This is a genomic window from Streptomyces sp. NPDC004266 (genome assembly GCF_042874095.1).
Lineage (GTDB): Bacteria > Actinomycetota > Actinomycetes > Streptomycetales > Streptomycetaceae > Streptomyces.
In genome coordinates this window covers 19150-42944 of the sequence record NZ_JBIAMM010000010.1, presented here as the reverse complement: position 1 = coordinate 42944, position 23795 = coordinate 19150, and the positions used below count along the sequence as shown (strand labels likewise).

At 72.1% G+C, this 23795-nt stretch carries 24 protein-coding genes; 9 read left to right on the top strand and 15 right to left on the bottom strand.

Annotated elements, in window-relative coordinates; translation table 11 throughout:
* The first annotated feature begins 74 nt into the window (after window positions 1-74).
* Window positions 75-1505 (top strand): pyruvate kinase, encoded by a 1431-nt coding sequence (gene pyk / locus ACFYUZ_RS23545; RefSeq protein WP_389312269.1) that lies wholly within the window; start codon window positions 75-77, stop codon window positions 1503-1505.
* Between the two features lie 78 nt (window positions 1506-1583).
* Here the strand turns inward: pyk and ACFYUZ_RS23540 are convergent, their stop codons facing one another.
* The 4 genes from ACFYUZ_RS23540 to ACFYUZ_RS23525 all read right to left on the bottom strand — a co-directional run bounded on the left by ACFYUZ_RS23540 (window position 1584) and on the right by ACFYUZ_RS23525 (window position 5810).
* Window positions 1584-2894, bottom strand: coding sequence for a hypothetical protein (locus tag ACFYUZ_RS23540; RefSeq protein WP_389312267.1), 1311 nt, complete (start codon window positions 2892-2894; stop codon window positions 1584-1586).
* Window positions 2884-3453, bottom strand: a complete 570-nt coding sequence (locus ACFYUZ_RS23535; RefSeq protein WP_389312265.1) for a DUF6114 domain-containing protein — start codon at window positions 3451-3453, stop codon at window positions 2884-2886. The genes ACFYUZ_RS23540 and ACFYUZ_RS23535 overlap by 11 nt, the downstream gene beginning before the upstream one ends.
* 117 nt (window positions 3454-3570) lie before the next feature.
* Window positions 3571-4251, bottom strand: a complete 681-nt coding sequence (locus ACFYUZ_RS23530) for a DUF6230 family protein (RefSeq protein ID WP_389312263.1) — start codon at window positions 4249-4251, stop codon at window positions 3571-3573.
* Window positions 4252-4844: 593 nt separating this feature from the next.
* A complete protein-coding gene (locus ACFYUZ_RS23525) occupies window positions 4845-5810 on the bottom strand; it encodes a tetratricopeptide repeat protein (RefSeq protein WP_389312261.1) in 966 nt (321 codons plus the stop codon).
* A gap of 328 nt (window positions 5811-6138) precedes the next feature.
* On the opposite strand from ACFYUZ_RS23525, the gene ACFYUZ_RS23520 reads away from it, so the two are divergent.
* Window positions 6139-6771 (top strand): TetR/AcrR family transcriptional regulator, encoded by a 633-nt coding sequence (locus ACFYUZ_RS23520; protein ID WP_389312259.1) that lies wholly within the window; start codon window positions 6139-6141, stop codon window positions 6769-6771.
* A gap of 22 nt (window positions 6772-6793) precedes the next feature.
* Here the strand turns inward: ACFYUZ_RS23520 and ACFYUZ_RS23515 are convergent, their stop codons facing one another.
* The 4 genes from ACFYUZ_RS23515 to ACFYUZ_RS23500 all read right to left on the bottom strand — a co-directional run bounded on the left by ACFYUZ_RS23515 (window position 6794) and on the right by ACFYUZ_RS23500 (window position 10806).
* Window positions 6794-8494, bottom strand: coding sequence for a methylmalonyl-CoA mutase (locus ACFYUZ_RS23515; protein ID WP_389312257.1), 1701 nt, complete (start codon window positions 8492-8494; stop codon window positions 6794-6796).
* Window positions 8495-8565: 71 nt separating this feature from the next.
* Complete coding sequence (locus ACFYUZ_RS23510) at window positions 8566-8898, bottom strand: DUF3817 domain-containing protein (RefSeq protein ID WP_030693306.1); 333 nt, start codon at window positions 8896-8898, stop codon at window positions 8566-8568.
* A gap of 54 nt (window positions 8899-8952) precedes the next feature.
* The gene (locus ACFYUZ_RS23505) at window positions 8953-9462 is read right to left on the bottom strand and encodes a MarR family winged helix-turn-helix transcriptional regulator (protein WP_123455446.1); all 510 of its coding nucleotides are present in this window, start codon (window positions 9460-9462) and stop codon (window positions 8953-8955) included.
* A 9-nt stretch (window positions 9463-9471) separates the two neighbouring features.
* Entirely contained in the window at window positions 9472-10806 is a 1335-nt protein-coding gene (locus ACFYUZ_RS23500; protein WP_389312255.1) for an MFS transporter, read from the bottom strand.
* Window positions 10807-10888: 82 nt separating this feature from the next.
* Between ACFYUZ_RS23500 and ACFYUZ_RS23495 the strand changes: the two genes are divergently transcribed.
* Window positions 10889-11884 (top strand): DUF5937 family protein, encoded by a 996-nt coding sequence (locus ACFYUZ_RS23495; RefSeq protein ID WP_389312253.1) that lies wholly within the window; start codon window positions 10889-10891, stop codon window positions 11882-11884.
* Here the strand turns inward: ACFYUZ_RS23495 and ACFYUZ_RS23490 are convergent.
* The 5 genes from ACFYUZ_RS23490 to ACFYUZ_RS23470 all read right to left on the bottom strand — a co-directional run bounded on the left by ACFYUZ_RS23490 (window position 11881) and on the right by ACFYUZ_RS23470 (window position 14755).
* The gene (locus ACFYUZ_RS23490) at window positions 11881-12558 is read right to left on the bottom strand and encodes a TetR/AcrR family transcriptional regulator (protein WP_389312251.1); all 678 of its coding nucleotides are present in this window, start codon (window positions 12556-12558) and stop codon (window positions 11881-11883) included. The genes ACFYUZ_RS23495 and ACFYUZ_RS23490 overlap by 4 nt on opposite strands.
* Window positions 12555-13238 carry a DUF4166 domain-containing protein gene (locus ACFYUZ_RS23485; RefSeq protein ID WP_389312249.1) on the bottom strand — a complete coding sequence of 228 codons (684 nt, stop codon included), beginning with the start codon at window positions 13236-13238 and terminating at the stop codon, window positions 12555-12557. The genes ACFYUZ_RS23490 and ACFYUZ_RS23485 overlap by 4 nt, the downstream gene beginning before the upstream one ends.
* Window positions 13235-13957: a hypothetical protein gene (locus ACFYUZ_RS23480; RefSeq protein ID WP_389312247.1), complete on the bottom strand. Its 723-nt coding sequence runs from the start codon at window positions 13955-13957 to the stop codon at window positions 13235-13237. The genes ACFYUZ_RS23485 and ACFYUZ_RS23480 overlap by 4 nt, the downstream gene beginning before the upstream one ends.
* A 160-nt stretch (window positions 13958-14117) precedes the next feature.
* The gene (locus ACFYUZ_RS23475; protein ID WP_030693300.1) at window positions 14118-14414 is read right to left on the bottom strand and encodes an MTH1187 family thiamine-binding protein; all 297 of its coding nucleotides are present in this window, start codon (window positions 14412-14414) and stop codon (window positions 14118-14120) included.
* Complete coding sequence (locus tag ACFYUZ_RS23470) at window positions 14411-14755, bottom strand: DUF3817 domain-containing protein (RefSeq protein ID WP_123455442.1); 345 nt, start codon at window positions 14753-14755, stop codon at window positions 14411-14413. The genes ACFYUZ_RS23475 and ACFYUZ_RS23470 overlap by 4 nt, the downstream gene beginning before the upstream one ends.
* A gap of 107 nt (window positions 14756-14862) precedes the next feature.
* Between ACFYUZ_RS23470 and ACFYUZ_RS23465 the strand changes: the two genes are divergently transcribed.
* The 4 genes from ACFYUZ_RS23465 (at window position 14863) to ACFYUZ_RS23450 (ending at window position 17540) form a co-directional block, all read left to right on the top strand.
* A complete protein-coding gene (locus ACFYUZ_RS23465) occupies window positions 14863-15501 on the top strand; it encodes an AIM24 family protein (RefSeq protein ID WP_041662875.1) in 639 nt (212 codons plus the stop codon).
* Entirely contained in the window at window positions 15501-16151 is a 651-nt protein-coding gene (locus tag ACFYUZ_RS23460; RefSeq protein ID WP_389312245.1) for an AIM24 family protein, read from the top strand. Before ACFYUZ_RS23465 ends, ACFYUZ_RS23460 begins: the two co-directional genes overlap by 1 nt.
* Window positions 16148-16933 (top strand): AIM24 family protein, encoded by a 786-nt coding sequence (locus ACFYUZ_RS23455; protein ID WP_389312243.1) that lies wholly within the window; start codon window positions 16148-16150, stop codon window positions 16931-16933. The genes ACFYUZ_RS23460 and ACFYUZ_RS23455 overlap by 4 nt, the downstream gene beginning before the upstream one ends.
* A 130-nt stretch (window positions 16934-17063) precedes the next feature.
* Window positions 17064-17540 carry a MarR family winged helix-turn-helix transcriptional regulator gene (locus tag ACFYUZ_RS23450; RefSeq protein WP_389312241.1) on the top strand — a complete coding sequence of 159 codons (477 nt, stop codon included), beginning with the start codon at window positions 17064-17066 and terminating at the stop codon, window positions 17538-17540.
* Window positions 17541-17615: 75 nt separating this feature from the next.
* Here ACFYUZ_RS23450 and meaB read toward each other — a convergent pair whose 3' ends face one another.
* Both meaB and ACFYUZ_RS23440 read right to left on the bottom strand, forming a co-directional pair.
* A complete protein-coding gene (meaB, locus tag ACFYUZ_RS23445; protein ID WP_389312239.1) occupies window positions 17616-18572 on the bottom strand; it encodes a methylmalonyl Co-A mutase-associated GTPase MeaB in 957 nt (318 codons plus the stop codon).
* Between the two features lie 27 nt (window positions 18573-18599).
* Window positions 18600-19802: an acetyl-CoA C-acetyltransferase gene (locus ACFYUZ_RS23440; protein WP_389312237.1), complete on the bottom strand. Its 1203-nt coding sequence runs from the start codon at window positions 19800-19802 to the stop codon at window positions 18600-18602.
* 137 nt (window positions 19803-19939) lie between these two features.
* Here ACFYUZ_RS23440 and mce point away from each other — a divergent pair, with 137 nt between their 5' ends.
* Both mce and scy read left to right on the top strand, forming a co-directional pair.
* Window positions 19940-20392, top strand: coding sequence for a methylmalonyl-CoA epimerase (mce, locus tag ACFYUZ_RS23435; protein WP_389312235.1), 453 nt, complete (start codon window positions 19940-19942; stop codon window positions 20390-20392).
* Window positions 20393-20606: 214 nt separating this feature from the next.
* Window positions 20607-23795 (top strand): polarized growth protein Scy (gene scy / locus ACFYUZ_RS23430; RefSeq protein WP_389312233.1); only part of this gene is annotated, 3189 nt, incomplete at its 3' end.

Sequence of the window (23795 nt, the reverse complement as noted above, 5' to 3'; positions counted from 1 at the left end):
GCGGGCCCGCGCCCATTTGTACTTTCCGCCAGACGGAATATTCCGCAGTGAAACAAACCGATAGGATCCGCCTCATGCGCCGTTCCAAAATCGTCTGCACGCTGGGCCCCGCCGTCGACTCGTATGAGCAGCTGAAGGCTCTCATCGAGGCCGGTATGAACGTGGCCCGATTCAACTTCAGCCACGGGTCCCAGGCGGAGCACCAGGAGCGGTACGACCGCCTCCGGCAGGTCTCCGCGGACATCGGGCGCGCCGTCGGCGTCCTCGCCGACCTCCAGGGCCCGAAGATCCGTCTGGAGACCTTCGCCGAGGGACCGGTCGAGCTGGTGCGCGGTGACGAGTTCACCATCACCACCGAGGACGTCCCGGGCGACAAGTCGATCTGCGGCACCACGTACAAGGGTCTGCCGGGCGACGTCTCCAAGGGCGACCAGGTCCTGATCAACGACGGCAACGTCGAGCTGCGGGTCGTCGAGGTCGACGGGCCCCGGGTCAAGACCATCGTCGTCGAGGGCGGCGTCATCTCCGACCACAAGGGCATCAACCTGCCGGGCGCGGCGGTCAACGTGCCCGCGCTGTCGGAGAAGGACGTCGACGACCTCCGCTTCGCGCTGCGGATGGGCTGCGACATGGTCGCCCTGTCCTTCGTCCGCGACGCCAACGACGTCAAGGACGTCCACAAGGTGATGGACGAGGAGGGCCGCCGGGTCCCCGTCATCGCCAAGGTGGAGAAGCCGCAGGCGGTCGAGAACATGGCGGACGTCGTCGCCGCCTTCGACGCCGTCATGGTGGCCCGTGGCGACCTCGCGGTGGAGTACCCGCTGGAGAAGGTCCCGATGGTGCAGAAGCGCCTCGTGGAGATGTGCCGCCGCAACGCCAAGCCGGTCATCGTCGCCACCCAGATGATGGAGTCGATGATCACCAACTCCCGGCCGACCCGCGCCGAGGCGAGCGACGTCGCCAACGCGATCCTGGACGGCGCGGACGCGGTCATGCTCTCGGCCGAGTCCTCGGTCGGCGCGTACCCGATCGAGACCGTGAAGACGATGTCGAAGATCGTCGCCGCGGCCGAGGAGGAGCTCCTCTCCAAGGGCCTCCAGCCCCTGGTCCCCGGCAAGAAGCCGCGCACCCAGGGCGGTTCCGTCGCCCGCGCGGCCTGCGAGATCGCGGACTTCCTCGACGGCGAGGCGCTGATCGCCTTCACGCAGTCCGGCGACACCGCCCGCCGCCTCTCGCGCTACCGCACGCAGCAGCCGATCCTCGCCTTCACGACGGACGAGGGCACCCGCAACCAGCTCACCCTGAGCTGGGGCGTGGAGTCCTTCCTCGTCCCGTTCGTGGACAACACGGACGCCATGGTCGACCTCGTGGACGCCGAGCTCCTCAAGCTCCAGCGCTACGGCGAGGGCGACACCATGGTCATCACCGCCGGCTCGCCCCCCGGCGTCCCGGGCACGACCAACATGGTCCGCGTCCACCACCTGGGCGGCGCGCAGCGCGCCTGACCCGCGTGAGGCGTGACGAAGCCCCCGTCCGGTGCGGACGGGGGCTTCGTCGTGTGCGGCTCCGCGGTGGTACGGGGGTCAGCTGGGCTCGATCGTGTTGTGGAGCCCGGGGACCTTGAGGGTGCCGCCGAACTGGCCCGCTTGGCGCAGCTTCACGTTGGTGAAGAAGGCGAAGGGGACGTCCAGCGGGGGCGGGGACTCGGGGCCGAAGGTGATCGGGATGAGGCCGAAGAGGTTGCCCTTCAGCTCCTCGGTGTACATCGTCACCGTGCCGTTGCGGATGGTCGAGGTCGAGCCCTTGTCGGAGCGGACGTGGGCGGTGCGGCCCTCGGAGTGGTCCGTCAGCTGGTGCAGGTCCTTGATGTCCACCGAGGACGCGGTGAACTTCAGCACCTTCTTGATCTTGCCGCTGCCGGTCTTCACCTCGACGATGCCGTGGTACTTGAGGCCGTTCAGGGTGAGGAGGGTGCTCTCCAGGCGCCAGGGCTCGTCCGGCAGCAGCGGGATGCCGGGCTCCAGGTCGGCGTCGGCGAGCGCCTGCGCGTCGTACTCGGGGCACGGGAAGCGGGGCTTGGCCCCGTCGGGTATGTCCGTGTCCTTCTTGGCGTCGAGACCCTTGGCGCTCTCCGGGAGCTCCTCGACCTTCACGCCCGCCCGGTCGGCGGCCTTCTCGATCGCCGTCTTCGTCCTCTCCGCGGCAGGGCCCGTCGCCGTCTTCGGCTTCGGGGCCGTGGTGGCGGTCGTGGAGGGCGCGTCGGTGGCCGGCGCCTTGCCGGCGGGGGCCGGGGTCTGCTCGGGCGCGGCCGTGGTCGGCGCCGTCGTGGGTGTGGCCGTGGCCGTCGGCGTCTCGTCCGGGCCGTCGAGGAGGTCCTTGAGGGCGTCGCCCAGGCCCAGCGGGTCCAGCGGGTTCCTGGACTGCGTCGGCGAGGGGGTGGCCGTGGGCGCGGGGGCGGTCGTCGCCTGAGCCTGCCCCTGGGTCTGCGTCTGCGGTGCGGCCGTCTGTCCGGTCGCCGTCGCGGTGGGCGTCGGGGTCCCGGACGGCGTCGCGGTGGCGGACGGCGTGGCGGTCGCCGAGGGGGTGTCCGTCGGCGTGGCCGTCGCGGTCGCGGTGGGCTTGGCGCTCTCCTGCGACTTCGGCGTCTCCGAGGCCTCCGGCGTCGGCTCGTCCGAGCGGGTCACGCAGGGGCCGGGGGCGAAGGGGATGTCCTTGTCGTCCGCGAGGGCGAGCTTGGGCGTGAGGCCCATGCCCACCAGCACCGCGGTCGGCATGGCGGCCAGTGCCATCGCCTTCCCGGCGGGGCCCTGGATCCTGTTCAGCAGCGACTTGCGCGGGGCCGCGTGCCGCGGGCCCCCTTTCGCGAGCGCCGACTGATTCTCGTCACCCCGCACTGTTCCTCCCGCCGTTGGCGTCGGTCGTGGTTTCGGTCGCCAGGTGCTCCGCCTCGCGCTGCTCCGGGAGCACGGCCGCCGGCACGACCTGCGTCTCGGGCTCCGCACCGGCCTCGTAGGAGGCCTCGGGGTGACCGTCGTGCTGCGTGTCCTCGGTCTCCTCGACCGGGGGCGCGGGTGCCCAGGCGGCGGACATGCCGCCTCCGATGAGGGCGAACAGGAATCCGATGACGAGGCCGCCGAAGTTCGACACCGGGATGGAGACGAGTGCCAGGACGATCGCCGCGATGCCCGCGAAGACCCGGACGACGGGCTGGAACCACATCGTCAGTCCGAGCGTGATCAGCAGGACGCCGATGATCAGCGCACCGGCTCCGGCGGTCGTCTGCATGGCGAGCGTGACGTTGCCGAGCCGCATGTCCCCGTACGGCAGGTAGGCGATCGGTACGCCGCCGATCATGGTGAGCAGTCCCGCCCAGAAGGGCCGGGTCTGCCTCCAGACCTTGAACGGGTTCTCCTTTTTGGGGACTTCGCGGGAGGCGGGGATCTCGGCGCTCATGGAACAGCTCCCTGGAAGCGGTGTTGCTGAGAAAGATGAAGAAGGAACCTGGCGGGTGGGACCGCACGCGACGGCCCCACCCTCAGGAACGGATCGGTCCTTACGGACCGGCCGGTCCTAGTAGCACTCGGCGTCGGTGCCGCGGTGCAGCGACAGGTGCAGGTCGGGGAGCTTGAAGGTGCCGGCCGTGGTGGCCCAGGCCTTCTGCTGCACGTTGTTCAGCGTCGCCTGCTCGGCGCGCTGGCCGAAGCCGTACGGGTTGGCCTTGGTGTTGGGCTGGATGCCCGGCTTGCCCGCGTCCGTCTTGCCGCCGAACTCGTTGAGCTTGCCCGCGGCGACGCCGATGTCGATGTTGCTGAACTCGGCGTCGGCCTTGAGCTCGGAGACATCGAGGTAGATGCCCTTCGCGTAGACCTTGTCCGCGTCCTTGCCGGTCTTGGCGGCCTCGGTGCCGGCCTCCAGGCGGAGGGTGACGTCACCGATGAACGGCACCTTCGGCGTGACGACCGACTGGCACATGTTGGTGATCCAGGCCTCGGAGAAGCCGGACACGGCCACCGGGGCGGCGAAGTCCTTGCCCTCGAGGTCCTTGCCCGCGTCCACGCTGCCGTACTGGACGAAGTCCGTACCGACGAGGCTGTTGGCCTTAACCTTGAATTCCTGGCCGGAGATGCTGAAGGACGCGGCGAGCGCGCCCTGGGCCAGGCCGACACCGATCGCGGCCGTCGCGGCCACGCTCGGGACCATGACGACGGCGAACCGCTTCCATCTGGTCCCGCCACGAACCTGGGACTTCATGAGAATTCCTCCTTCTCGGACGTACATCTCCGGAGGGACCCCCGGGGGGCCACCCTGGGATGGGAGAAGAGCTACGTCCTCGGGAAGGAGAGCGCCGAGGCATCAGGCGGCGCGATGCGCGTCCGAATCACCGGCGATCACCCCCGAGCGACAACCATGGGTCACGCCTTCGAGCGCGACCTGATTGGACAGGCCCCGTTCGGTGAGAGCGGGAACCCCCCTGTCCACGACCGGTGCCGGAACACCGGTCCACTCGGTGGGGACCCTCGCCGCGGACCCGGTTGGTTGCCGGGGTGGTGCGGTTCGGACCGAGCGTGGCCGATCGTGGTCCATTCCGGGCCCCCGCACAAGGGGGTTCGTTACTGGCTAGTAACGGGTGGATAACCACGTCATGGCGGCACGGGACCGAACGGGCACGCTGGGTACGTTCGGGCGACAGGGAATGTCAGGAGATCATCGGATGAATACGGACAGAACGTCGGGTTCGATTTACTGCAAGTAACAGCGGCCGCGATTACCAAGTTTTGGTAAAGCGCGGCCGCGTTTTGTCACCCTGCTGCCAAATCGTCAGACGATCCGGCGCCCGCCGAGAGCTAGAACAGCACCCGCGCGAGAGCCTGTCGCGCCGCCGTCACACGCGGGTCGTCGGCGCCGATCACCTCGAACAGCTCCAGGAGGCGCAGGCGCGCCGCGTTCCGGTCCTCGCCCGCCGTGCGGCGCACGGTCTCCACGAGGCGGCCGAAGGCGTCCTGCACGTGGCCGCCCACCAGGTCCAGGTCGGCGGCGGTGATCTGCGCGGTGACGTCGGCCGGGTTGTCCGCCGCGTTCTTGCGGACGACGCCCGGGTCGAGATCCTGCACCCGGGTGAGCAGTTCGGCCTGCGCCAGACCGAGCTTGGCCTCCGGGTGGGCCGGGTCGTCGGCGAGCACGTTCTTGTACGCCTGGACGGCACCCGCCAGGTCGCCCGCGTCGAGCGCGGACATGGCCGCCTCGAGGAGCGCGTCGTACGGGCCGGCCGGCCGGCCGACGGGGGCCGGGGTGTCGGCGTCCGCGTCCACGACGATGCCGGTGAGGCCGAAGCGCTCCTCGCCGATCTGGATCAGCTGGTCGAGGGTCTCCCGGATCTGCGCCTCGGGCACCGCGCCCTGGAACAGCGGCAGCGCCTGACCGGCGACCACCGCGAAAACGGCCGGAATTCCCTGGATGCCGAACTGCTGCATCAGCATCTGGTTGGCGTCGACGTCGATCTTCGCGAGCAGGAAGCGGCCGTTGTACTCGACGGCCAGCCGCTCCAGGAGGGGGCCGAGCTGCTTGCACGGCTCGCACCACTCGGCCCAGAAGTCGAGGACGACCGGAACCTCGGCCGAGCGCTGGAGCACATCGCGCTCGAAGCCGGCCTCGTCGACGTCGATCACCAGGGCCGACGGGGGCACGGGGGCGGGACCGCCCTGTCGGGCGGCTTCGGCGCGCGCCTGCTCCGCCTTCGCCTTGGCCTCTCCGGCCGCCTTCACCGCGGCGAGGTCGACGACGCCGCTCATGGACATGTTTCGGGGCTGCATGGATACATCCTCCCCCTTCCGCGCGCGTAACCGGTAAGCCATGGCTGAACCGTGCCGTCCGCACGTCTCCCGCCGGTGTGCGAGACGCGTGGACGACACGGTTCCTCGTCTTCGGTGGCCCCGGGTCCCCACCCGGCGCCCTCTGTCGCACCGGATCCCCATCCGGCACTGTGGTTGTCGCTCAGGCCGCTCAATGCCTTTCGCTACGAGTCGTAGCGTAACTCCGGGGAGGGATCCGGCGGGAGGGCGGGGACGGGATCCGTGCGGTGAACTGCCTCACATCACCGACCTCTGGCGGTGTACCTACCGGCGGGTATGGTCGCTTTCCATGTGTAAGCGCACCAACCCCCGCGGCAGCCGCACCGGGCGCCCCCGCTCCACCGAGGCCGACACGGCCATCCTGGAGGCGACCCGCGCGGCCCTGGTCGAGCTGGGCTGGTCCAAGCTCACGATGGGGGACGTGGCCGGCCGCGCCGGGGTCGCGAAGACGACCCTCTACCGCCGCTGGGCCAACAAGAACGAGCTCGTCGTGGACGCCGTCGCCGTCCTCTTCGACGAACTCGAACTGCCCGACCTCGGTTCCCTCCAGGCCGACATCGAGCACGTGGTGCTGCAGTTCGCCGCCCTCCTCGAACGGCCCGAGACGAAGACGGCCCTGATGGCCGTGGTGGCCGAGTCGACCCGGGACGAGCCGCTCCGCGAGCGCATACGCGCCTCCATCGTCGACCGCCAGAAGCGGCTGGTCCTGGCGGGCCGCGAGCGGGCCCAGCAGCGCGGCGAACTCCCGGCGGGCCGCGACCCGATGACCGCGGACGCCACCGACGACCTGATCTTCGACGTCATCGCGGGCGCGGTCGTGCACCGCGCCCTGGTCAGCGCCGAACCGGTGGACGCCCCCTGGGTGGCCCGCCTCTCCGCGCTCCTGGTGGGCGGCCTGGGCGCGGTGGCGGCCACCGGCTGAACGGGCGGGAGCCGGCGGGGCATCAGAAGCCCGGGGGTTCCGTGTAGACCCCCCACTCCTCGCGCAGGGCGTCGCAGATCTCGCCGAGCGTGGCCTCGGCGCGGACGGCCTCCAGCATCGGCGGGATCATGTTCGACCCGTCCCGGGCCGCCGCGAGCATCGCGTCGAGCGAGGTGCGGACCCGGGCGTCGTCCCGCCGCCCCTTGCGCTCGCCGAGGACCCGGACCTGCTCCCACTCGACCTCGTGGCTGACCCTCAGGATCTCCAGGTCGCCGGTGACCGAGCCGTGGTGGACGTTGACGCCGACGACCCGCTTCTCGCCCTTCTCCAGGGCCCGCTGGTACCGGAAGGCGGAGTCGGCGATCTCACCGGTGAACCAGCCGTCCTCGATGCCGCGCAGGATGCCGGAGGTGATCGGGCCGATCGGGTGCCTGCCGTCCGGGTGGGCGCGCAGACCGCGCTCCTTGATCTGCTCGAAGATCCTCTCGGCGTCGGCCTCGATGCGGTCGGTGAGCTGCTCGACGTACCAGGAACCGCCCAGCGGGTCGGCGACGTTGGCGACGCCGGTCTCCTCCATCAGCACCTGCTGGGTGCGCAGCGCGATCTCGGCGGCCTGCTCGCTGGGGAGCGCGAGGGTCTCGTCGAGGGCGTTGGTGTGGAGGGAGTTGGTGCCGCCGAGGACGGCGGAGAGCGCCTCGACCGCGGTCCGTACGACGTTGTTGTACGGCTGCTGGGCGGTGAGGGAGACCCCGGCGGTCTGGGTGTGGAAGCGGAGCCACTGCGCCTTGTCGGTCCTGGCGCCGTAGACCTCCTTCATCCAGCGGGCCCAGATCCGGCGGGCGGCGCGGAACTTGGCGATCTCCTCGAAGAAGTCGAGGTGCGCGTCGAAGAAGAAGGAGAGGCCGGGGGCGAAGACGTCGACGTCGAGGCCGCGGGAGAGGCCGAGCTCGACGTAGCCGAAGCCGTCGGCGAGGGTGTACGCCAGCTCCTGCGCGGCCGTCGCCCCGGCCTCGCGGATGTGGTAGCCGGAGACCGAGAGCGGCTTGTACGCGGGGATGTCCGCCGCGCAGTGCTCCATCAGGTCGCCGATGAGGCGCAGATGGGGCTCGGGCTCGAAGAGCCACTCCTTCTGGGCGATGTACTCCTTGAAGATGTCGGTCTGCAGCGTGCCGTTGAGGACGGCCGGGTCGACGCCCTGGCGCTCGGCGGCGACCAGGTACATGCAGAAGACCGGGACGGCGGGCCCGGAGATCGTCATGGACGTCGTGACGTCCCCGAGCGGGATGTCCTTGAAGAGGACCTCCATGTCGGCGGCGGAGTCGACGGCGACACCGCAGTGGCCGACCTCGCCGAGGGAGCGGGGGTCGTCGGAGTCGCGGCCCATGAGGGTCGGCATGTCGAAGGCGACGGAGAGGCCGCCGCCGCCCGCGGCCAGGATCATCTTGTACCGCTCGTTGGTCTGCTCGGCGTTGCCGAAGCCGGCGAACTGGCGGATGGTCCAGGTCCGGCCCCGGTAGCCGGTCGGGTGCAGACCTCGGGTGAAGGGGTACTCGCCGGGCCAGCCGATGCGCTCGAACCCCTCGTAGGTGTCGCCGGGCCGGGGGCCGTAGACCGGCTCGACGGCGTCGCCGGAGAGCGTGCTGAAGTCCGCCTGCCGCTTGCGGGCCTCGTCGTAGCGGGCCTGCCAGCGGCGGCGGCCCTCCTCGATGGCGTCAGCGTCCATCCTTCGAAGTTACTAGGACGTCCTAGTAACTGTCGACGGCACGCCCCCGCACAGGTGTGCGGGGGTGGGGGTCAGGCCTTGACCGGCTGCGCCTGCGCGCCGCTGACCAGCGGAAGCGTCTCGGCGACGACCTTGCGCTCGACGAAGAACGCGGCGGTCGGGATGGTGCCGCTCACCAGGACCCAGAGGAGCTTGCCGAACGGCCACTTGGCCTTGGAGCCCAGGTCGAAGGCGAAGACCAGGTAGATGATGTAGAGGACACCGTGGAGCTGGGAGACCGCGAAGGTCAGGTCCTCGCCGACGCCGAAGCCGTACTTGGCGACCATGCACGCGCACAGGATGAGGAGCATCACGGCGGTCACGTAGGCCATGACGCGGTAGCGGGTCAGCACGCTGGATTTCATGCCGTCGAGCGTAACGGCACGTTCCGGGCGATCTTCGCGGGGGTCGGGGTCCGCTCAGCCCTCGTCGAAGTCGTGCGCCGCGACCCGCAGCGGGCGCAGCATCGCGAAGATCTCCGCGCACTCCTCGGCGTCGTACGCGCCCAGGCCGAAGTCCATCTCCATCAGGTCGCGGGTCGCCGCCTCGACCACCTCGCGGCCCTTCTCCGTGATGGAGGCGAGGGTGCCGCGGCCGTCGTTGGGGTTGGGCCGCTTGGCGACGAGCCCCGACTTCACCAGCCGGTCCACCGTGTTCGTCACCGAGGTCGGGTGGACCATCAGCCGCTCGCCGATCTTGGACATCGGCAGCTCGCCCGCCTTGGAGAAGGTGAGCAGGACCAGGGCCTCGTACCGCGCGAAGGTCAGGCCGTACGGCTTGACGACCGCGTCGACCTCCGCGAGGAGGATCTGGTGGGCGCGCATGATCGAGGTGATCGCGGCCATCGAGGGGACCGGGCCCCAGCGCTTCTGCCAGAGTTCGTCGGCTCGGGCGATGGGGTCGAAGGGGAGACTGAGCGGCTTCGGCACGCGTCGACCTTACCGACTGGTCATATGGCGGTCAGCCCCGTCTCGCCCTTCGGTCGCCCGCAGCTCGACAGCGGCGGCGAGGAGGCAGAGCGTGCCGAGGACGCCGGTGCCCGCGACGACCGCGTGCACGGGGACGAACTCGGCCGCGATCCCGGCCCCGGCCATGCCGACGCCCTGCACGGTCATCATGCCCGCGGTCATCAGGGTCATGGCCCTCCCCCGCTGCTCCTCGGGGACGGCGGCGACGAACCAGGCGTCGAGACCGAGGGTGTACGCCCCGGTGGCGCCGGCCAGGAACAGGGCGACGGCCGCGAGGGCGACGCCCGGCTCGGGGGCGTACAGCAGGTACGGCAGGACGCCGGTGACGGCGAGCGGCAGCACGATCCGGGAGCGGGCGGCGGCGGAGAGGAACGATCCGGCGAGGAGCTCGCCCGTGATGGTGCCGACGGGCAGGGCGCACATGAGGAGACCGAGGGCGGCGGTGGAGACGCCGATCTGGTCGGCGTAGGGGGCGGCGAGGGCCTCGGGGACGACGGCGAAGAGCGGCGGCGCCCAGAACATCAGCATGAGGGCGCGCACGCGCCGGTTCCGCAGCACGGCGAAGGTCCCGGAGAGCCCGCTCGCCTCGCCGCCCGCCCTGGCCGGCCGGCGGGCGGTGCCGAGCCTCAGCAGGAGCGCGGAGGCGAGGAAGGTGGCGGCGGTGACGACGAGGGCGCCGCGGGGCGGGACGACGGTGAGGAGCGCGCCGCCGGCGGCGAAGCCGGTGAGCAGGGCGCTCTGGGACACGATCCGCAGCAGCGAGCGCCCGAGGACGAAGAGGTCGCCCTCGCCGAGGATGTCGGCGAGGGTCGCCATGCGGGTGCCGTTGAAGACGGGCGAGACGACGGCGATGGCGCAGCGCAGCACGAGCAGGAGGGCGACGGGGGTGGCGGGCGCGGCCATGACCGCGACGCAGCCGGCGCAGACGAGGTCGCAGACGACGAGGAGCCGACGGGGCGGGATCCGGTCGGTGAGCCCGGCGAGGAGGGTGCCGCCGAGGAGGTACGGCAGGAAGCCGAGCGCGAAGGTGAGCGAGGAGAGCAGCGGCGACCGCGTCATGTCGTACACGAGCACGGTGAGCGCGAGCTCACTGACGACGACGCCGAGGAGCGAGGACAGGTGCGCCGCGAACACGAACCGGAACTCGCGCACGGCGAAGACGGCGCGGTAGCCGGGGGACGCGGGTCCGGCCTGGGTCCCGGCCCCGGTCTCAAGGGCTGTGGCGGTGGCGGCGGGGACGCGCGGCTCGGGGGCAGGGGTGGGCGCGGGCGCCGGGAAGGGCGCCCGGGTGTCGTTCTCGGGCATGGGCGCAGCCTGCCGGGCGCGGGGGCCGCGCCCTAGACTTTCGGATCCAGGCGAATGTTCCGCCACGGCTTCCGGAGGGCCCGTGCCGTACCACCTGCGTTTCGGCGAGGCCGACCCGCTGCGGATCCGGTTCGCGATCTCGCCGCTCTGGGAGACGCACTCCGCCGTGCGGGTCCTGGCGCGGCCCGGGAAGCAGGGCTACCACCTGCCGTGGCTGCGGCGGATCGCGGACGCCGCGCGCGGGGTCGACCTCGCGCCGCTCCAGCTGCTGATGCCGTTGCGCGGGCACAACCCGGACTTCCTCTATCCGCCGCCGCTCGGCCCCGCCGCCTCTTTCGAGGAGGAGATCGCGGCCGTGCGGGAGACCGACCCGGCGCTCGCCCTCGACGACTTCGAGCGGGCGCTCGCCGAGACGCCGGGGGCGGCGGACACGGCGGAGGGACGCCGGATGCTCGCCGACCCCGCCGGGGCGGTGGAGCGGCTGGCCGAGCTGCTCCGGGCCGCCTGGGAGGCGCTGGTCGCGCCCGACTGGCCCCGGCTGCGCGCGCTCCTGGAGGCGGACGTGGCGTACCACTCGCGGCGGCTCGCGGAGGGCGGGCTCGAACGGCTCCTCGGCGAGCTGCACCCGGCCTTCGACTGGGCGGCGGAGACGGCCACGCTGCGGGTGGACTATCCCGGCGAGCACGACCGGCCGCTGGAGGGACGGGGGCTCGTCCTGATGCCGTCGGTGTTCACCTGGCCCGACGTGGTGAGCGGCTTCGACCCGCCCTGGCAGCCGACGGTGGTCTATCCGGCGCGCGGGATCGGCGGACTGTGGACGGAGGCCGCGGGACGCACGCCGGAGGCGCTGGCCCGGCTGCTCGGCCCGGTGCGGGCGAACGTCCTGTGCGCCTTGGCCGAGCCGATGGGGACGACGGCGCTCGCCCATCTCCTCGGCCGGGCGCCCTCCTCCGTCTCCTCGCACCTGTCGGTGCTGCGGGACGCGGGGCTGCTGACCTCGCGGCGGTACGGCCACCAGGTGCTGTACGAGCGGACGCCGCTGGGCATCACGCTGTCGCAGCCGGACCCGGGCCCCTAGGGCCTGTCGAGGCGGCGGCGCAGGGTGTACGTGACGGCCTTCCGTGCCACCGGGTTGAGCTCCTCGACCGCGGCCATCAGGGCGCCGAGCTGTTCGAGCGCGGTGAGCGCGGCCTCCGCGCCCGCCGGATCGACCCCTTCGTAGAGTTCGAGCCCGACGAAGGAGGCGGCGACCGCGCGGGCGAGTCCGGCGGGGTCGGTGAACCCGGCGAGGGGGGTCCCGGCGAGGACGCGGACGAGGACCTGCTCGATCTCGGCGATCCACAGGTCGAGTCCGGCGGCGGTGGCGGGGGCGAGCCGGGGGTGGGTCTGGGCACCGGCGAGCAGCTGTCCGAGGACGGCGACATGGCCGGCGTCCCGCTCCTCGGTGTGCATCTCGCGTCCGAAGGCGAGCAGTTCGGAGAGGCTGCCGACGGAGCGGAGCCGTTCCCGGTGGCGGGCCACCCGCTGCTCGGCGCCGTGCCGGCAGGCGGCGGAGAGCAGTTCGTCGACGGAGCCGAAGTGGTAGAAGACCAGGGCCTGGTTGACCCCGGCGGTGGTCGCGATCGCCCGTGCGGAGGCCTTGGCGATGCCCTGCTCGACGAGGGTGCGCAGGGCGCCGTCGAGCAGTTTCTCCCGGGTCTCCCGACTCCTGGCGTCCTGCGCCTTCGCACCCGCCGCGGTCCGCCCGCTCACACCCGTACCTCCTCGCGCACCGGGCGCAGCCCCGCGCGCACCCCGGTGGAGCGTACGTCGGCGTAGGCGGCGGTGAAGGACCCGTGGTAGCCGAAGAGGGGGCCGAAGCGGCGGTTGACGACCCTGACGTCGATGCGGAAGCGGCCGGTGCGCTCGTCGAAGGACTCGCGCACCTCGGCCCGGCCGGCCAGGACCTCCGGGACGCGCACGTCCACGGGGCCCTCGCGGAAGCGGTGTTCGCCGGAGGTGATGAGGAGCGAGCCGTCGGGCTGGGCGGTGGGGTGCAGGTCGCTGGCGAGGTGCTGGTGGGTGCCCAGGTAGTCGAGGACGCAGTCGCGCTCGGGGCTGTGGACCATGGTGGCGTCGAAGCGCCGGGGGCCGCCGGGCAGGGCGAAGGTGCGGACGAAGGTGACGGTCTCCCGTCCGTACGAGTCGGCGTAGGGCACGTTCTCGATGGTGAAGGGGACGTCGCGGCCGGTGCGGGGCAGCAGGATGTTCCGCAGCCCGCCGAGCGCGAGGAAGGGCTTCACGAAGGCCCGGCCGTGCCAGACGCGGTCCATGACGCCCCGGCCGACGCACAGCTCGCCGCTCGCGAGCCCGACGGAGAAGCGCCGCTGGAGCTCGGGGTGGAGCCGCTCGAACTCGGCGTCCCCCATGGCGGTGCGGAAGATCGAGGTCATGGCTGCTCCAGGGCGGCGAGGAGCCGGGGCTCCCGGTGGCGGGCGGGCGGGGTGCGCAGACAGCGCCGGGCGGCGGGGGTGCGCGACGAGGGCGGGACGAGGACGGCGAGAGCGAGCCCGAGGACGGTGAGGGGCACAGGGGCGAGCCACAGCGGCCCCGGCGGCAGCGAGGCCGCCGCCCACGGCACGGCCACGAGCAGGATCCGGGCGACGAGTTCGAGGAGCCAGCGGTTCCGTGAGCGTTCCGGGGCGATCCCGTCCTCGCACCAGAGCCGCAGCCGGTCGAAGGACCAGGCGGTGGCCCAGCCCATGAGGGGCCGGAAGAGAAACCGGTCGGCGAGCTTCCCGGCGAGGCCCCAGCGGGGCCGGTAGTCGTAGCCGGTCAGGAAGCGGATGCCGTCCTGGGTGGGCACGTACCGCCAGTACCCGCTGCCCTCGGCGAGGAGCGAGAGCGGGTGCGGCGAGGCGAACCGGAGGGCGGAGACCCGGTCGCCGCCGGCCCGGTGGCGCTCCCCCGCGGAGACACCGGTGCCGGCGACGGCCAGGAAGGGCAGGACGCGGGTCGCGTAGCGGAAGTGCTGGGGCTCGCCCTCGGCGCGCGGGAGGTAGGAGATCTCCGTGAACCGCAGGTCCCACCGCTGGTGGCGGTCGGGTTCCTGCGTGCGTTCCCAGAGCGTCTCCAGATCGGCGCGCACGTGTGTCTCGATGTAGAGACCCATGGCTGTTCCCCCAGCCCATCCGGCATTTTGAGCGACTGCTCAAGACTGCCTCGGGAGGGAAGGTAGCCGATTTTGAGCACTCGCTCAACCGCAGGGCACGAAGAAGCCCCCGGCCCTACGGGAAGGGCCAGGGGCTACAGGTGCCGGGACTGCGGGGACGTCAGGCGCCGAGGTGGCGCTCCACCGTCTCCACCTTGGCGGTCAGGCCGTCCGTCACGCCCGGACGGATGTCGACCTTCATCACCACGGAGACGCGCGGGGCGCGGGCCTCGACGGCGGCGACGGCCCGCTTGACGACGTCCATGACCTCGTCCCAGCTCTCGCCCTCGATCGAGGTGAACATGGCGTCGGTGCGGTTCGGCAGCCCGGACTCCCGGACGACCCGGACGGCGTCGGCGACGTACTCGCCGACCTCTTCCCCCACGCCCAGCGGGGTGACCGAGAACGCGACGATCATGCGTTGACCACGCCTTCGCGACGCGCGCGGGAGGCGATGACCGCGTCCTCGGCCTCGCGCTTCAGCTTCCGCTCGGCGTAGAAGCCGCCCAGGGGCAGCACCGAGAGGACGAAGTAGAGGGCGGCGACCTTGAAGCTCCACTTGGTGCGGTTCCAGGCGTCCAGCCAGAAGAGGACGTACAGGACGAACAGGATGCCGTGGATCGCGCCCATGACCGGCACCGCGTTGAAGTCCGTCGTCCGCTTGAGCACCGAGCAGACCAGCAGGAGCAGGAACGAGACGGCCTCCGGCGCGGAGACGAGCCGGAGCCGGTGGAGGGAGGAAGCGGTCTTGATGTCCACGGAGGGGGTCACCTTCGTTCGGTCTTGTGAACGGATGCACAAGGGCCCGTCCATTGTGCACGGCGACTTTGCTGTCCCTTTGTCCGGGGGCCCAGTACCTTCCTGGGGTGGCAACGTTCCGACTCCAAGGCAGCAAAGTGCTCGCCGTCTCCATGACCGGCGACGCCGTCAAGGCGAAGAACGGCTCGATGGTCGCCTACGACGGCCAGATGGCGTTCAAGAAGATGAGCGGTGGCGGTGAGGGCCTGCGCGGCATGGTGACCCGCCGGCTCACCGGTGAGCAGATGGAGGTGATGGAGGTACGCGGCCAGGGGACCTGCTGGTTCGCCGACCGGGCGTCCGAGATCAACCTCGTCTCCCTGCACGGCGACAAGCTGTGGGTGGAGGCGAGCAATCTGCTCTGCACCGACGCGGGGCTGCGCACCGGCACCACCTTCACGGGCCTGCGCGGCGGCGCCACCGGCAACGGCCTCTTCACCACGACCGTCGAGGGCACGGGCCAGGCGGCGATCATGTCGGACGGCCCGGCGGTGGTGCTGCGGGTGACCCCGCAGTACCCGCTCCAGGTGGACCCCGGCGCGTACATCGCCCACCAGGGCAACCTCCAGCAGCACTTCCAGTCCGGTGTGACCTTCCGCACCCTGATGGGCGAGGGCGGCGGCGAGGCGTTCCAGATCCGCTTCGAGGGCGACGGGCTCGTGTACGTCCAGCCGAGCGAGCGGAACACGATCGGGGGTGACGTCTGATGCCGTTCCGCGAGATCAACTCGAAGATGGTCGAGGCGACCGTCGTCCCCGGGCAGCGGATGTTCAGTCAGCGCGGCGCGATGCTCGCCTACCGCGGCGACGTCACTTTCACGCCGAACATGGCGGGCGGCCAGGGCGGCCTGATGTCGATGATCGGCCGCCGGGTGGCCGGCGAGGCGACCCCGCTGATGACCGTCGAGGGCAGCGGCACGGTGATGTTCGGGCACGGCGGCCACCACATCCAGGTGATCGCACTGACGGGCGACACCCTGTACGTCGAGGCCGACCGGCTCCTCGCCTTCGACGGGACCCTGGAGCAGGGCACGATGTTCATGGGCTCGCAGGGCGGGGTCATGGGCATGGTCCGCGGCCAGGTGACCGGTCAGGGCCTCTTCACCACGACCCTGAAGGGCCACGGCTCGGTGGCGGTCATGGCGCACGGCGGCGTCATCGAGCTGCCGATCTCCCCGGCCCGCCCGGTCCACGTCGACCCGCAGGCGTACGTGGCGCACCGCGGCGACGTGCGGAACAAGCTCTCCACGGCGCTGGGCTGGCGCGACATGGTGGGGCGCGGCTCCGGCGAGGCGTTCCAGCTGGAGCTGAGCGGCAACGGCGTGGTGTACGTCCAGGCCTCGGAGGAGAAGCTGTGAGCACCCCTGTCATCCACGACCCGCACTCCCTGCCGTCGGACGACAACGTCAATCCGTACACCTTCTGCGTGGAGCTCAAGGGCTCCCAGTGGTTCCTGCAGAAGGGCAAGATGATCGCCTACTACGGGCGGATCGAGTTCAACGGCATCGGGCACGGCCGTCTCGACCGGCTGGTGCGGACGTCCTTCCACTCGCCGCTGCACGCGAGCGACTGGGTGGTGGCGGAGGGCAGCGGGAAGATGCTGCTCGCGGACCGGGCCTTCGACGTGAACTCGTACGACCTGGACGACGGCAACCTGACGATCCGCTCGGGGAACCTGCTGGCCTACCAGCCGACGCTGGCGCTGAAGCAGTCGATCGTGCCGGGCTTCGTGACGCTGATCGGCACGGGCAAGTTCGTGGCCGCGTCGAACGGCCCGGTGGTCTTCATGGAGCCGCCGATGCGGGTGGACCCGCAGGCGCTCGTCGGCTGGGCGGACTGCCCCTCGCCCTGTCACCACTACGACCACGGCTACATGACGGGCGTGATGGGCGGCGTCCGCGCGCTGACGGGCATCGGCGGCACCTCGGGCGAGGAGCACCAGTTCGAGTTCGTCGGCGCGGGCACGGTGCTGCTCCAGTCGACGGAGCTGCTGATGCCGGAGCGGGCGACCGGCGCGCCGCCGGCGCAGGCGGGCGTTCCGGGCGGGCACGGGGCGCCCGGTTCCGGCCAGGGGCCGCTGGGTTCGGTACCGCGCCTTCCCGGCCAGCTCGGCGACCTCCAGCGTCGCTTCGGCCTGTAGCCGGTAGTCTGCGGAGTGTGACGTCCTCGAACGTCTGCGCCGCGCCGGGCCAGGGGCGCCCGGTGCGTGGTGCGCGGCGTCACACTCCCAGACTTCGTCAAGTATTCAACTTCTTAGGTAGAATCCATATATGGAGACCGAGACGGCCACCCCCTGGCTCACCGACGGCGAGCAGTGCGCCTGGCGCACGTTCCTGGACGTCCAGAGAATGCTGACGTACCAGCTGGAGCGGGACCTCCAGCCCTTCGGCCTGACGATGAACGACTACGAGATCCTGGTGAACCTCTCGGAGTCGGCGGAACGGCGGCTGCGCATGAGCGACCTCGCCGCCGCCACCCTCCAGTCGAAGAGCCGGCTCTCCCACCAGATCACCCGCATGGAGAACGCCGGTCTCGTACGGCGCGAGAACTGCGAGTCCGACCGCCGTGGACTCTACGCCGTCCTGACCGACGACGGCATGGAGACCATGCGCAAGGTCGCCCCGCACCACGTCGAGTCGGTGCGCAAGCACTTCATCGACCAGCTCAGCGCCGAGGCCCTCGGCGACCTCCACGAGTCCCTGAAGCCGATCGCCGAGCAGCTCCGCGGCCGCCGCGGCAAGCCGTGACCCGGCACATGACCTGACATATGTGGAAGGGCCTCCCCGGACGACCGGAGAGGCCCTTTCCGTACGCCTCGGAGCTCAGTTTCCGGTCAGGCTCGCGACCAGCTCGTCGGCGGCGGCGTACGGGTCCAGGCCGCCCGCCACGATCCGCTCGGCCAGCGCGTCCAGGCGCCGGTCGCCGCGCAGGTCGCCGATCCGCTCGCGCAGGGCCGTGACCGCGATGGTCTCCACCTCGCGGGCGGCACGGGACCGGCGGCGCTCCGCCAGGACCCCGCCCTCCTCCATCCAGGCACGGTGCTTCTCCAGGGCCTCCACGACCTCGTCGACGCCCTCGCCGCGCGCCGCGACCGTCTTCACGATCGGCGGCCGCCAGTCGCCCGCCGCCCGCGCCTCGCCGAGCCCCAGCATGTGGTTGAGCTCGCGGGCGGTGGCGTCCGCGCCGTCCCGGTCGGCCTTGTTCACCACGTACACGTCGCCGATCTCCAGGATGCCCGCCTTCGCGGCCTGGATCCCGTCGCCCATGCCCGGCGCGAGCAGGACCACCGAGGTGTCGGCCTGGGAGGCGATCTCCACCTCCGACTGGCCGACGCCCACGGTCTCCACCAGGATCACCTCGCAGCCGGCCGCGTCCAGGACGCGAATGGCCTGCGGGGCGGACCAGGCGAGCCCGCCCAGGTGGCCGCGGGTCGCCATGGAGCGGATGTAGACGCCCGGGTCGGAGGCGTGCTCCGACATCCGGACCCGGTCGCCGAGGAGCGCTCCCCCGCTGAAGGGCGAGGACGGGTCGACGGCGAGCACGCCGACCCGCTTGCCGACCCGGCGGTACGCGGAGACCAGCGCGGACGTCGACGTGGACTTGCCCACGCCCGGCGAGCCGGTCAGGCCCACCACGTACGCGCCGCCGGTGAGCGGCGCGAGCGCCGCCATCACCTCGCGCAGCTGCGGGGACGCCCCCTCCACCAGGGAGATCAGCCGGGCCACGGCCCGCGGCCGGCCCTCCCGTGCCCGGGCGACGAGTTCGGGGACGTCCACCATCTGCGCTGCTCCTCGGTCGGATGCCGCTTACTTGCCGGACACGCGGACGATCAGCGCGTCGCCCTGGCCGCCGCCGCCGCAGAGGGCCGCCGCGCCGATGCCGCCGCCGCGCCGCTTGAGCTCCAGGGCGAGGTGCAGCACGACGCGGGCGCCGGACATGCCGATGGGGTGGCCGAGGGCGATCGCGCCACCGTTGACGTTCACCTTCTCGGGGGTAACGCCGAGGTCCTTCATTGACTGGTGGGCGACGGCGGCGAAGGCCTCGTTGATCTCGATCAGGTCGAGGTCCTCGACGGTCAGGCCCTCCTTCTCGAGGGCGTGCAGGATCGCGTTGGACGGCTGCGACTGGAGCGAGTTGTCCGGGCCGGCCACGTTGCCGTGGGCGCCGATCTCGGCGATCCACTCCAGGCCCAGCTCCTCGGCCTTGGCCTTGCTCATCACGACCACCGCGGCGGCGCCGTCGGAGATCTGCGAGGAGGTGCCGGCGGTGATGGTGCCGTCCTTGGCGAAGGCCGGACGCAGCTTGCCGAGGGACTCGACGGTGGTCTCGGCGCGGATGCCCTCGTCCTGGGAGAAGACGACCGGCTCGCCCTTGCGCTGCGGGATCTCGACCGGGGTGATCTCGGCCTCGAAGATGCCGTTCTTCTGGGCGGCGGCGGCGCGCTGGTGCGACAGCGCGGCGATCTCGTCCTGGACGTCGCGCGGGATGCCCAGGCGGGTGTTGTGCTTCTCCGTGGACTCGCCCATGGCGATGCCCTCGAAGGAGTCGGTGAGGCCGTCGTACGCCATGGCGTCGAGCATCTCGATCGCGCCGTACTTGAAGCCCTCGCGGGACTTCGGCAGCAGGTGCGGGGCGTTCGTCATCGACTCCTGGCCGCCGGCCACGACGACGTCGAACTCGCCCGCGCGGATGAGCTGGTCCGCCAGCGCGATGGCGTCGAGACCCGACAGACACACCTTGTTGATGGTGAGCGCGGGGACGTTCATCGGGATGCCGGCCTTGACGGCGGCCTGACGGGCGGGGATCTGGCCGGCGCCCGCCTGGAGCACCTGGCCCATGATCACGTACTGCACCTGGTCGCCGCCGATGCCGGCCCGGTCGAGGGCCGCCTTGATGGCGAAGCCGCCGAGGTCGGCGCCCGAGAAGGACTTGAGCGAGCCGAGCAGGCGACCCATGGGCGTGCGGGCGCCCGCGACGATCACTGAGGTGGTACCGGTCGTTCCAGACATGAGGCACGGCCCCTTGGGATGAGGAGTGAACGAGGGTTTACCGCCAATGTACTGAGCGGTGCGGCGCCCGGTCACCGGCCTGCCGGTGTGACGGCGCGCACGTTGCGTAACCACCCCGTCGGGGGTGCACTGGAGCCATGCTGACGCGTATCGACCACATCGGGATCGCCTGCTTCGACCTGGACAAGACCGTCGAGTTCTACCGTGCCACGTACGGTTTCGAGGTCTTCCACTCCGAGGTCAACGAGGAGCAGGGCGTCCGCGAGGCCATGCTCAAGATCAACGAGACCTCCGACGGCGGGGCCTCCTACCTCCAGCTCCTGGAGCCCACCCGGGAGGACTCCGCGGTGGGCAAGTGGCTCGCCAAGAACGGCGAGGGCGTGCACCACATCGCCTTCGGCACGGCCGACGTCGACGGGGACGCCGAGGACATCCGCTCCAAGGGCGTCCGGGTCCTCTACGACGAGCCGCGGATCGGCTCCATGGGCTCCCGGATCACCTTCCTCCACCCCAAGGACTGCCACGGCGTGCTCACGGAACTGGTCACCTCGGCGAAGCCGTCCGCTGACCACTCCTCAGCGGAGCACTGACCACCGGATTCCTGGCCCGGTAGAGTGGGCGACTCCGGGCCGGGGCCGGTCGGGGCCGCTCCGTGCGGCACCGAAGTCGGGATGTCGGGGTCGTCCGATCTGCCACGATTCCCCGGGGGTCCGTCCTCGACCGTGAGGGCGTGCTCGTAGGAGTTGCCGATCAGGGTTGGGGTATCCCCTGCTCGAAGAGCTCGGGGAAGGATGGGACCGCGCAGTGCGGGGCTACGAACGCCAGGAGAGCCACCGAGCTGAAGACGACCATCTCGCCAGGTTCGAAGCCGAGATGGACCGGCTGAAGACCGAACGCGAGAAGGCCGTCCAGCATGCCGAGGACCTGGGCTACCAGGTCGAGGTCTTGCGCGCCAAGCTCCACGAGGCGCGCCGCACCATCGCGTCCCGGCCCGCGTACGACAGCGCCGACATCGGCTACCAGGCCGAGCAGCTGCTGCGGAACGCTCAGGCGCAGGCCGAACAGCTCCGTCAGGACGCCGAGCGCGAGCTGCGCGAGGCCCGCGCCCAGACCCAGCGGATCCTCCAGGAGCACGCCGAGCACCAGGCCCGGCTCCAGGCCGAGCTGCACAACGAGGCCGTCCAGCGCCGCCAGCAGCTCGACCAGGAGCTCAACGAACGCCGCCAGACCGTCGAGGCGCACGTCAACGAGAACGTCGCCTGGGCCGAACAGCTGCGCGCCCGCACGGAGTCCCAGGCCCGCCGCCTCCTCGACGAGTCCCGCGCGGAGGCCGAGCAGTCGCTCGCCGCCGCCCGAGCCGAGGCCACCCGCCTCGCCGAGGAGACCAGCCGCCGCGTCGGCGCCGAGGCGGAGTCCGCCCGGGCCGAGGCCGAAGCGATTCTGCTGCGCGCCCGCAAGGACGCCGAGCGGCTCCTGAGCGCCGCCTCCAGCCAGGCGCAGGAGGCCACCAGCCACGCCGAGCAGCTCCGTTCGACCACCGCCGCCGAGACCGACCAGGCCCGCCGGCAGGCCACCGAGCTCTCCCGCGCCGCCGAACAGCGCATGCAGGAGGCCGAGGAGAAGCTGCGGCTCGCCCGCGTCGAGGCCGAGAAGGCCCTCACCGAGGCCAAGGAGGCCGCCGCCAGGCAGCTCGCCTCCGCCGAGTCGGTCAACGAGCAGCGCACCCGCACCGCCAAGACGGAGATCGCCCGGCTCGTCGGCGAGGCCACCAAGGAGGCCGAGGCGCTCAAGGCGGAGGCCGAGGAGAAGCTCCGCGAGGCCACCGCCGAGGCGGAGAAGCTCGTCACGGAGGCCTCCGAGAAGGCCCTCACGGCCGCCGCCGAGGACTCCGCCGCCGCGCTCGCCAAGGCGGCCCGCAGCGCCGAGGAGATCCTCACCAAGGCGTCCGAGGACGCCCGGGAGACCACCCGCAAGGCCGCCGAGGAGGCCGAGCGGGTCCGCCGCGAGGCCGAGACCGAGGCGGACCGGCTGCGCGCCGAGGCCGGGGAGCAGGCCGACGAACTGCTCGGCTCGGCGAAGGACGACACCAAGGAGTACCGCGCCAAGACGGTCGAGCTCCAGGAGGAGGCCCGCCGGCTGCGCGGCGAGGCCGAGCAGCTGCGCTCCGAGGCCGTCGACGAGGGCGAGCGGATCCGCGGCGAGGCCCGCCGCGAGGCCCTCCAGCAGATCGAGGAGGCGGCCAAGACCGCCGAGGAGCTCCTCACCAAGGCCCGTACGGACGCCGACGAGCTGCGCGCCAAGGCCGGCGCCGAGAGCGAGCGGGTCAAGTCGGAGGCGATGGAGCGCGCCCAGACGCTCCGCGCCCAGGCCGAGGAGACCCTGGAGCGCACCCGCGCCGAGGCCGAGCGGCTGCGCGCCGAGGCCGAGGAGCAGGCCGAATCGGTGAAGGACGCGGCCGAGCAGGCCGCCGCCGGGCTGCGCGCGGACGCCGAGCGGGCCGCCGAGGCCCGCCGCGCCGAGGCCGCCGAGGAGCTGGCCCGGCTGCACGCCGACGCCGAGGCGAAGGTCGCCGCCGCCGGTGAGGAGCTCACCGACGCGCGGGCCGAGGGCGAGCGGATCCGGCGCGAGGCCGCCGAGGAGACGGAGCGACTGCGCACCGAGGCCGCCGAGCGGATCCGGTCCCTCCGGGAGCAGGCCGAGCAGGAGGCCGAGCGGCTGCGCGCCGAGGCCGCGTCGGACGCGTCCACCACCCGTACGGAGGCCGAGTCCGTCGCCGTACGGCTGCGCACGGAGGCTTCCGAGGAGGCCGAGCGACTGCGCTCGGAGGCCCAGGAGACCGCCGACCGGGTGCGGGCCGAGGCCGCCGCCGCCGCCGAGAGGGTGGCCGCCGAGGCCGCCGAGGCCCTGGCCGCCGCGCGGGACGAGGCCAACCGGCGCCGCCGGGAGGCCGAGGAGACCCTGGAGTCGGCCCGTTCCGAGGCCGGCCGGGAGCGCGAGCACGCCCGCGAGCAGTCCGAGGAGCTCCTGGCCGCCGCCCGCAAGCGGGTGGAGGAGGCGCAGGCCGAGGCGCAGCGCCTGGTCGAGGAGGCGGACGCGCGGGCGACCGAGATGGTCACCGCCGCCTCGCGAGCCGCCCAGGAGGTGCGGGACTCGGTGGCCGGTCTGCGCGAGCAGGCCGAGGAGGAGATCGCCGGGCTGCGCAGCGCCGCCGAGCACGCGGCGGAGCGGACGCGCACCGAGGCGCAGGAGGAGGCGGACCGGGTCCGCGCCGACGCGTACGAGGAGCGGGAGCGGGCGTCCGAGGACGCCGCCCGCGTGCGGGCGCGTGCCCAGGAGGAGTCGGAGGCCGCGAAGGCGCTGGCGGAGCGGACGGTCACGGACGCGCTCGCCGAGGCGGAGAAGCTGCGGGCGGACACCGCCGAGTACGCGCAGCGGGTGCGGACCGAGGCGACGGACTCGCTCGCCTCGGCCGAGCAGGACGCGGCCCGGACGCGCGCGGACGCCCGGGACGACGCGAACCGGATCCGTTCGGAGGCCGCCGAGCGCGCCGAGACGACGGTCGGTGAGGCGCGCGCGGAGGCGGAGCGGATCGCCGCCGAGGCCGAGCAGGTCCTGGACGAGGCCCGGAAGGCCGCCGACAAGCGGCGTTCGGACGCGGCCGAGCAGGCCGACACCCTCATCGGCGAGGCCACCGCCGAGGCCGAGCGGATCGCGGCCGAGGCCGCCGAGCTGCGGGAGACGACCGAGCGCGACGCCGAACGGCTGCGCACGGAGGCCGAACAGGTCAAGGCCGACGGCGAGGCCCAGGCCGAGGCGCTGCGCGCGGAGGCCCGCGCCGAGGCCGAGCAGATCCTCGACGAGGCCCGCAAGGCCGCCGACAAGCGCCGCACCGACGCCGCCGAGCAGGCCGACACCCTCATCGGCGAGGCCACCGCCGAGGCCGAGCGGATCGCGGCCGAGGCCGCCGAGCTGCGGGAGACGACCGAGCGCGAC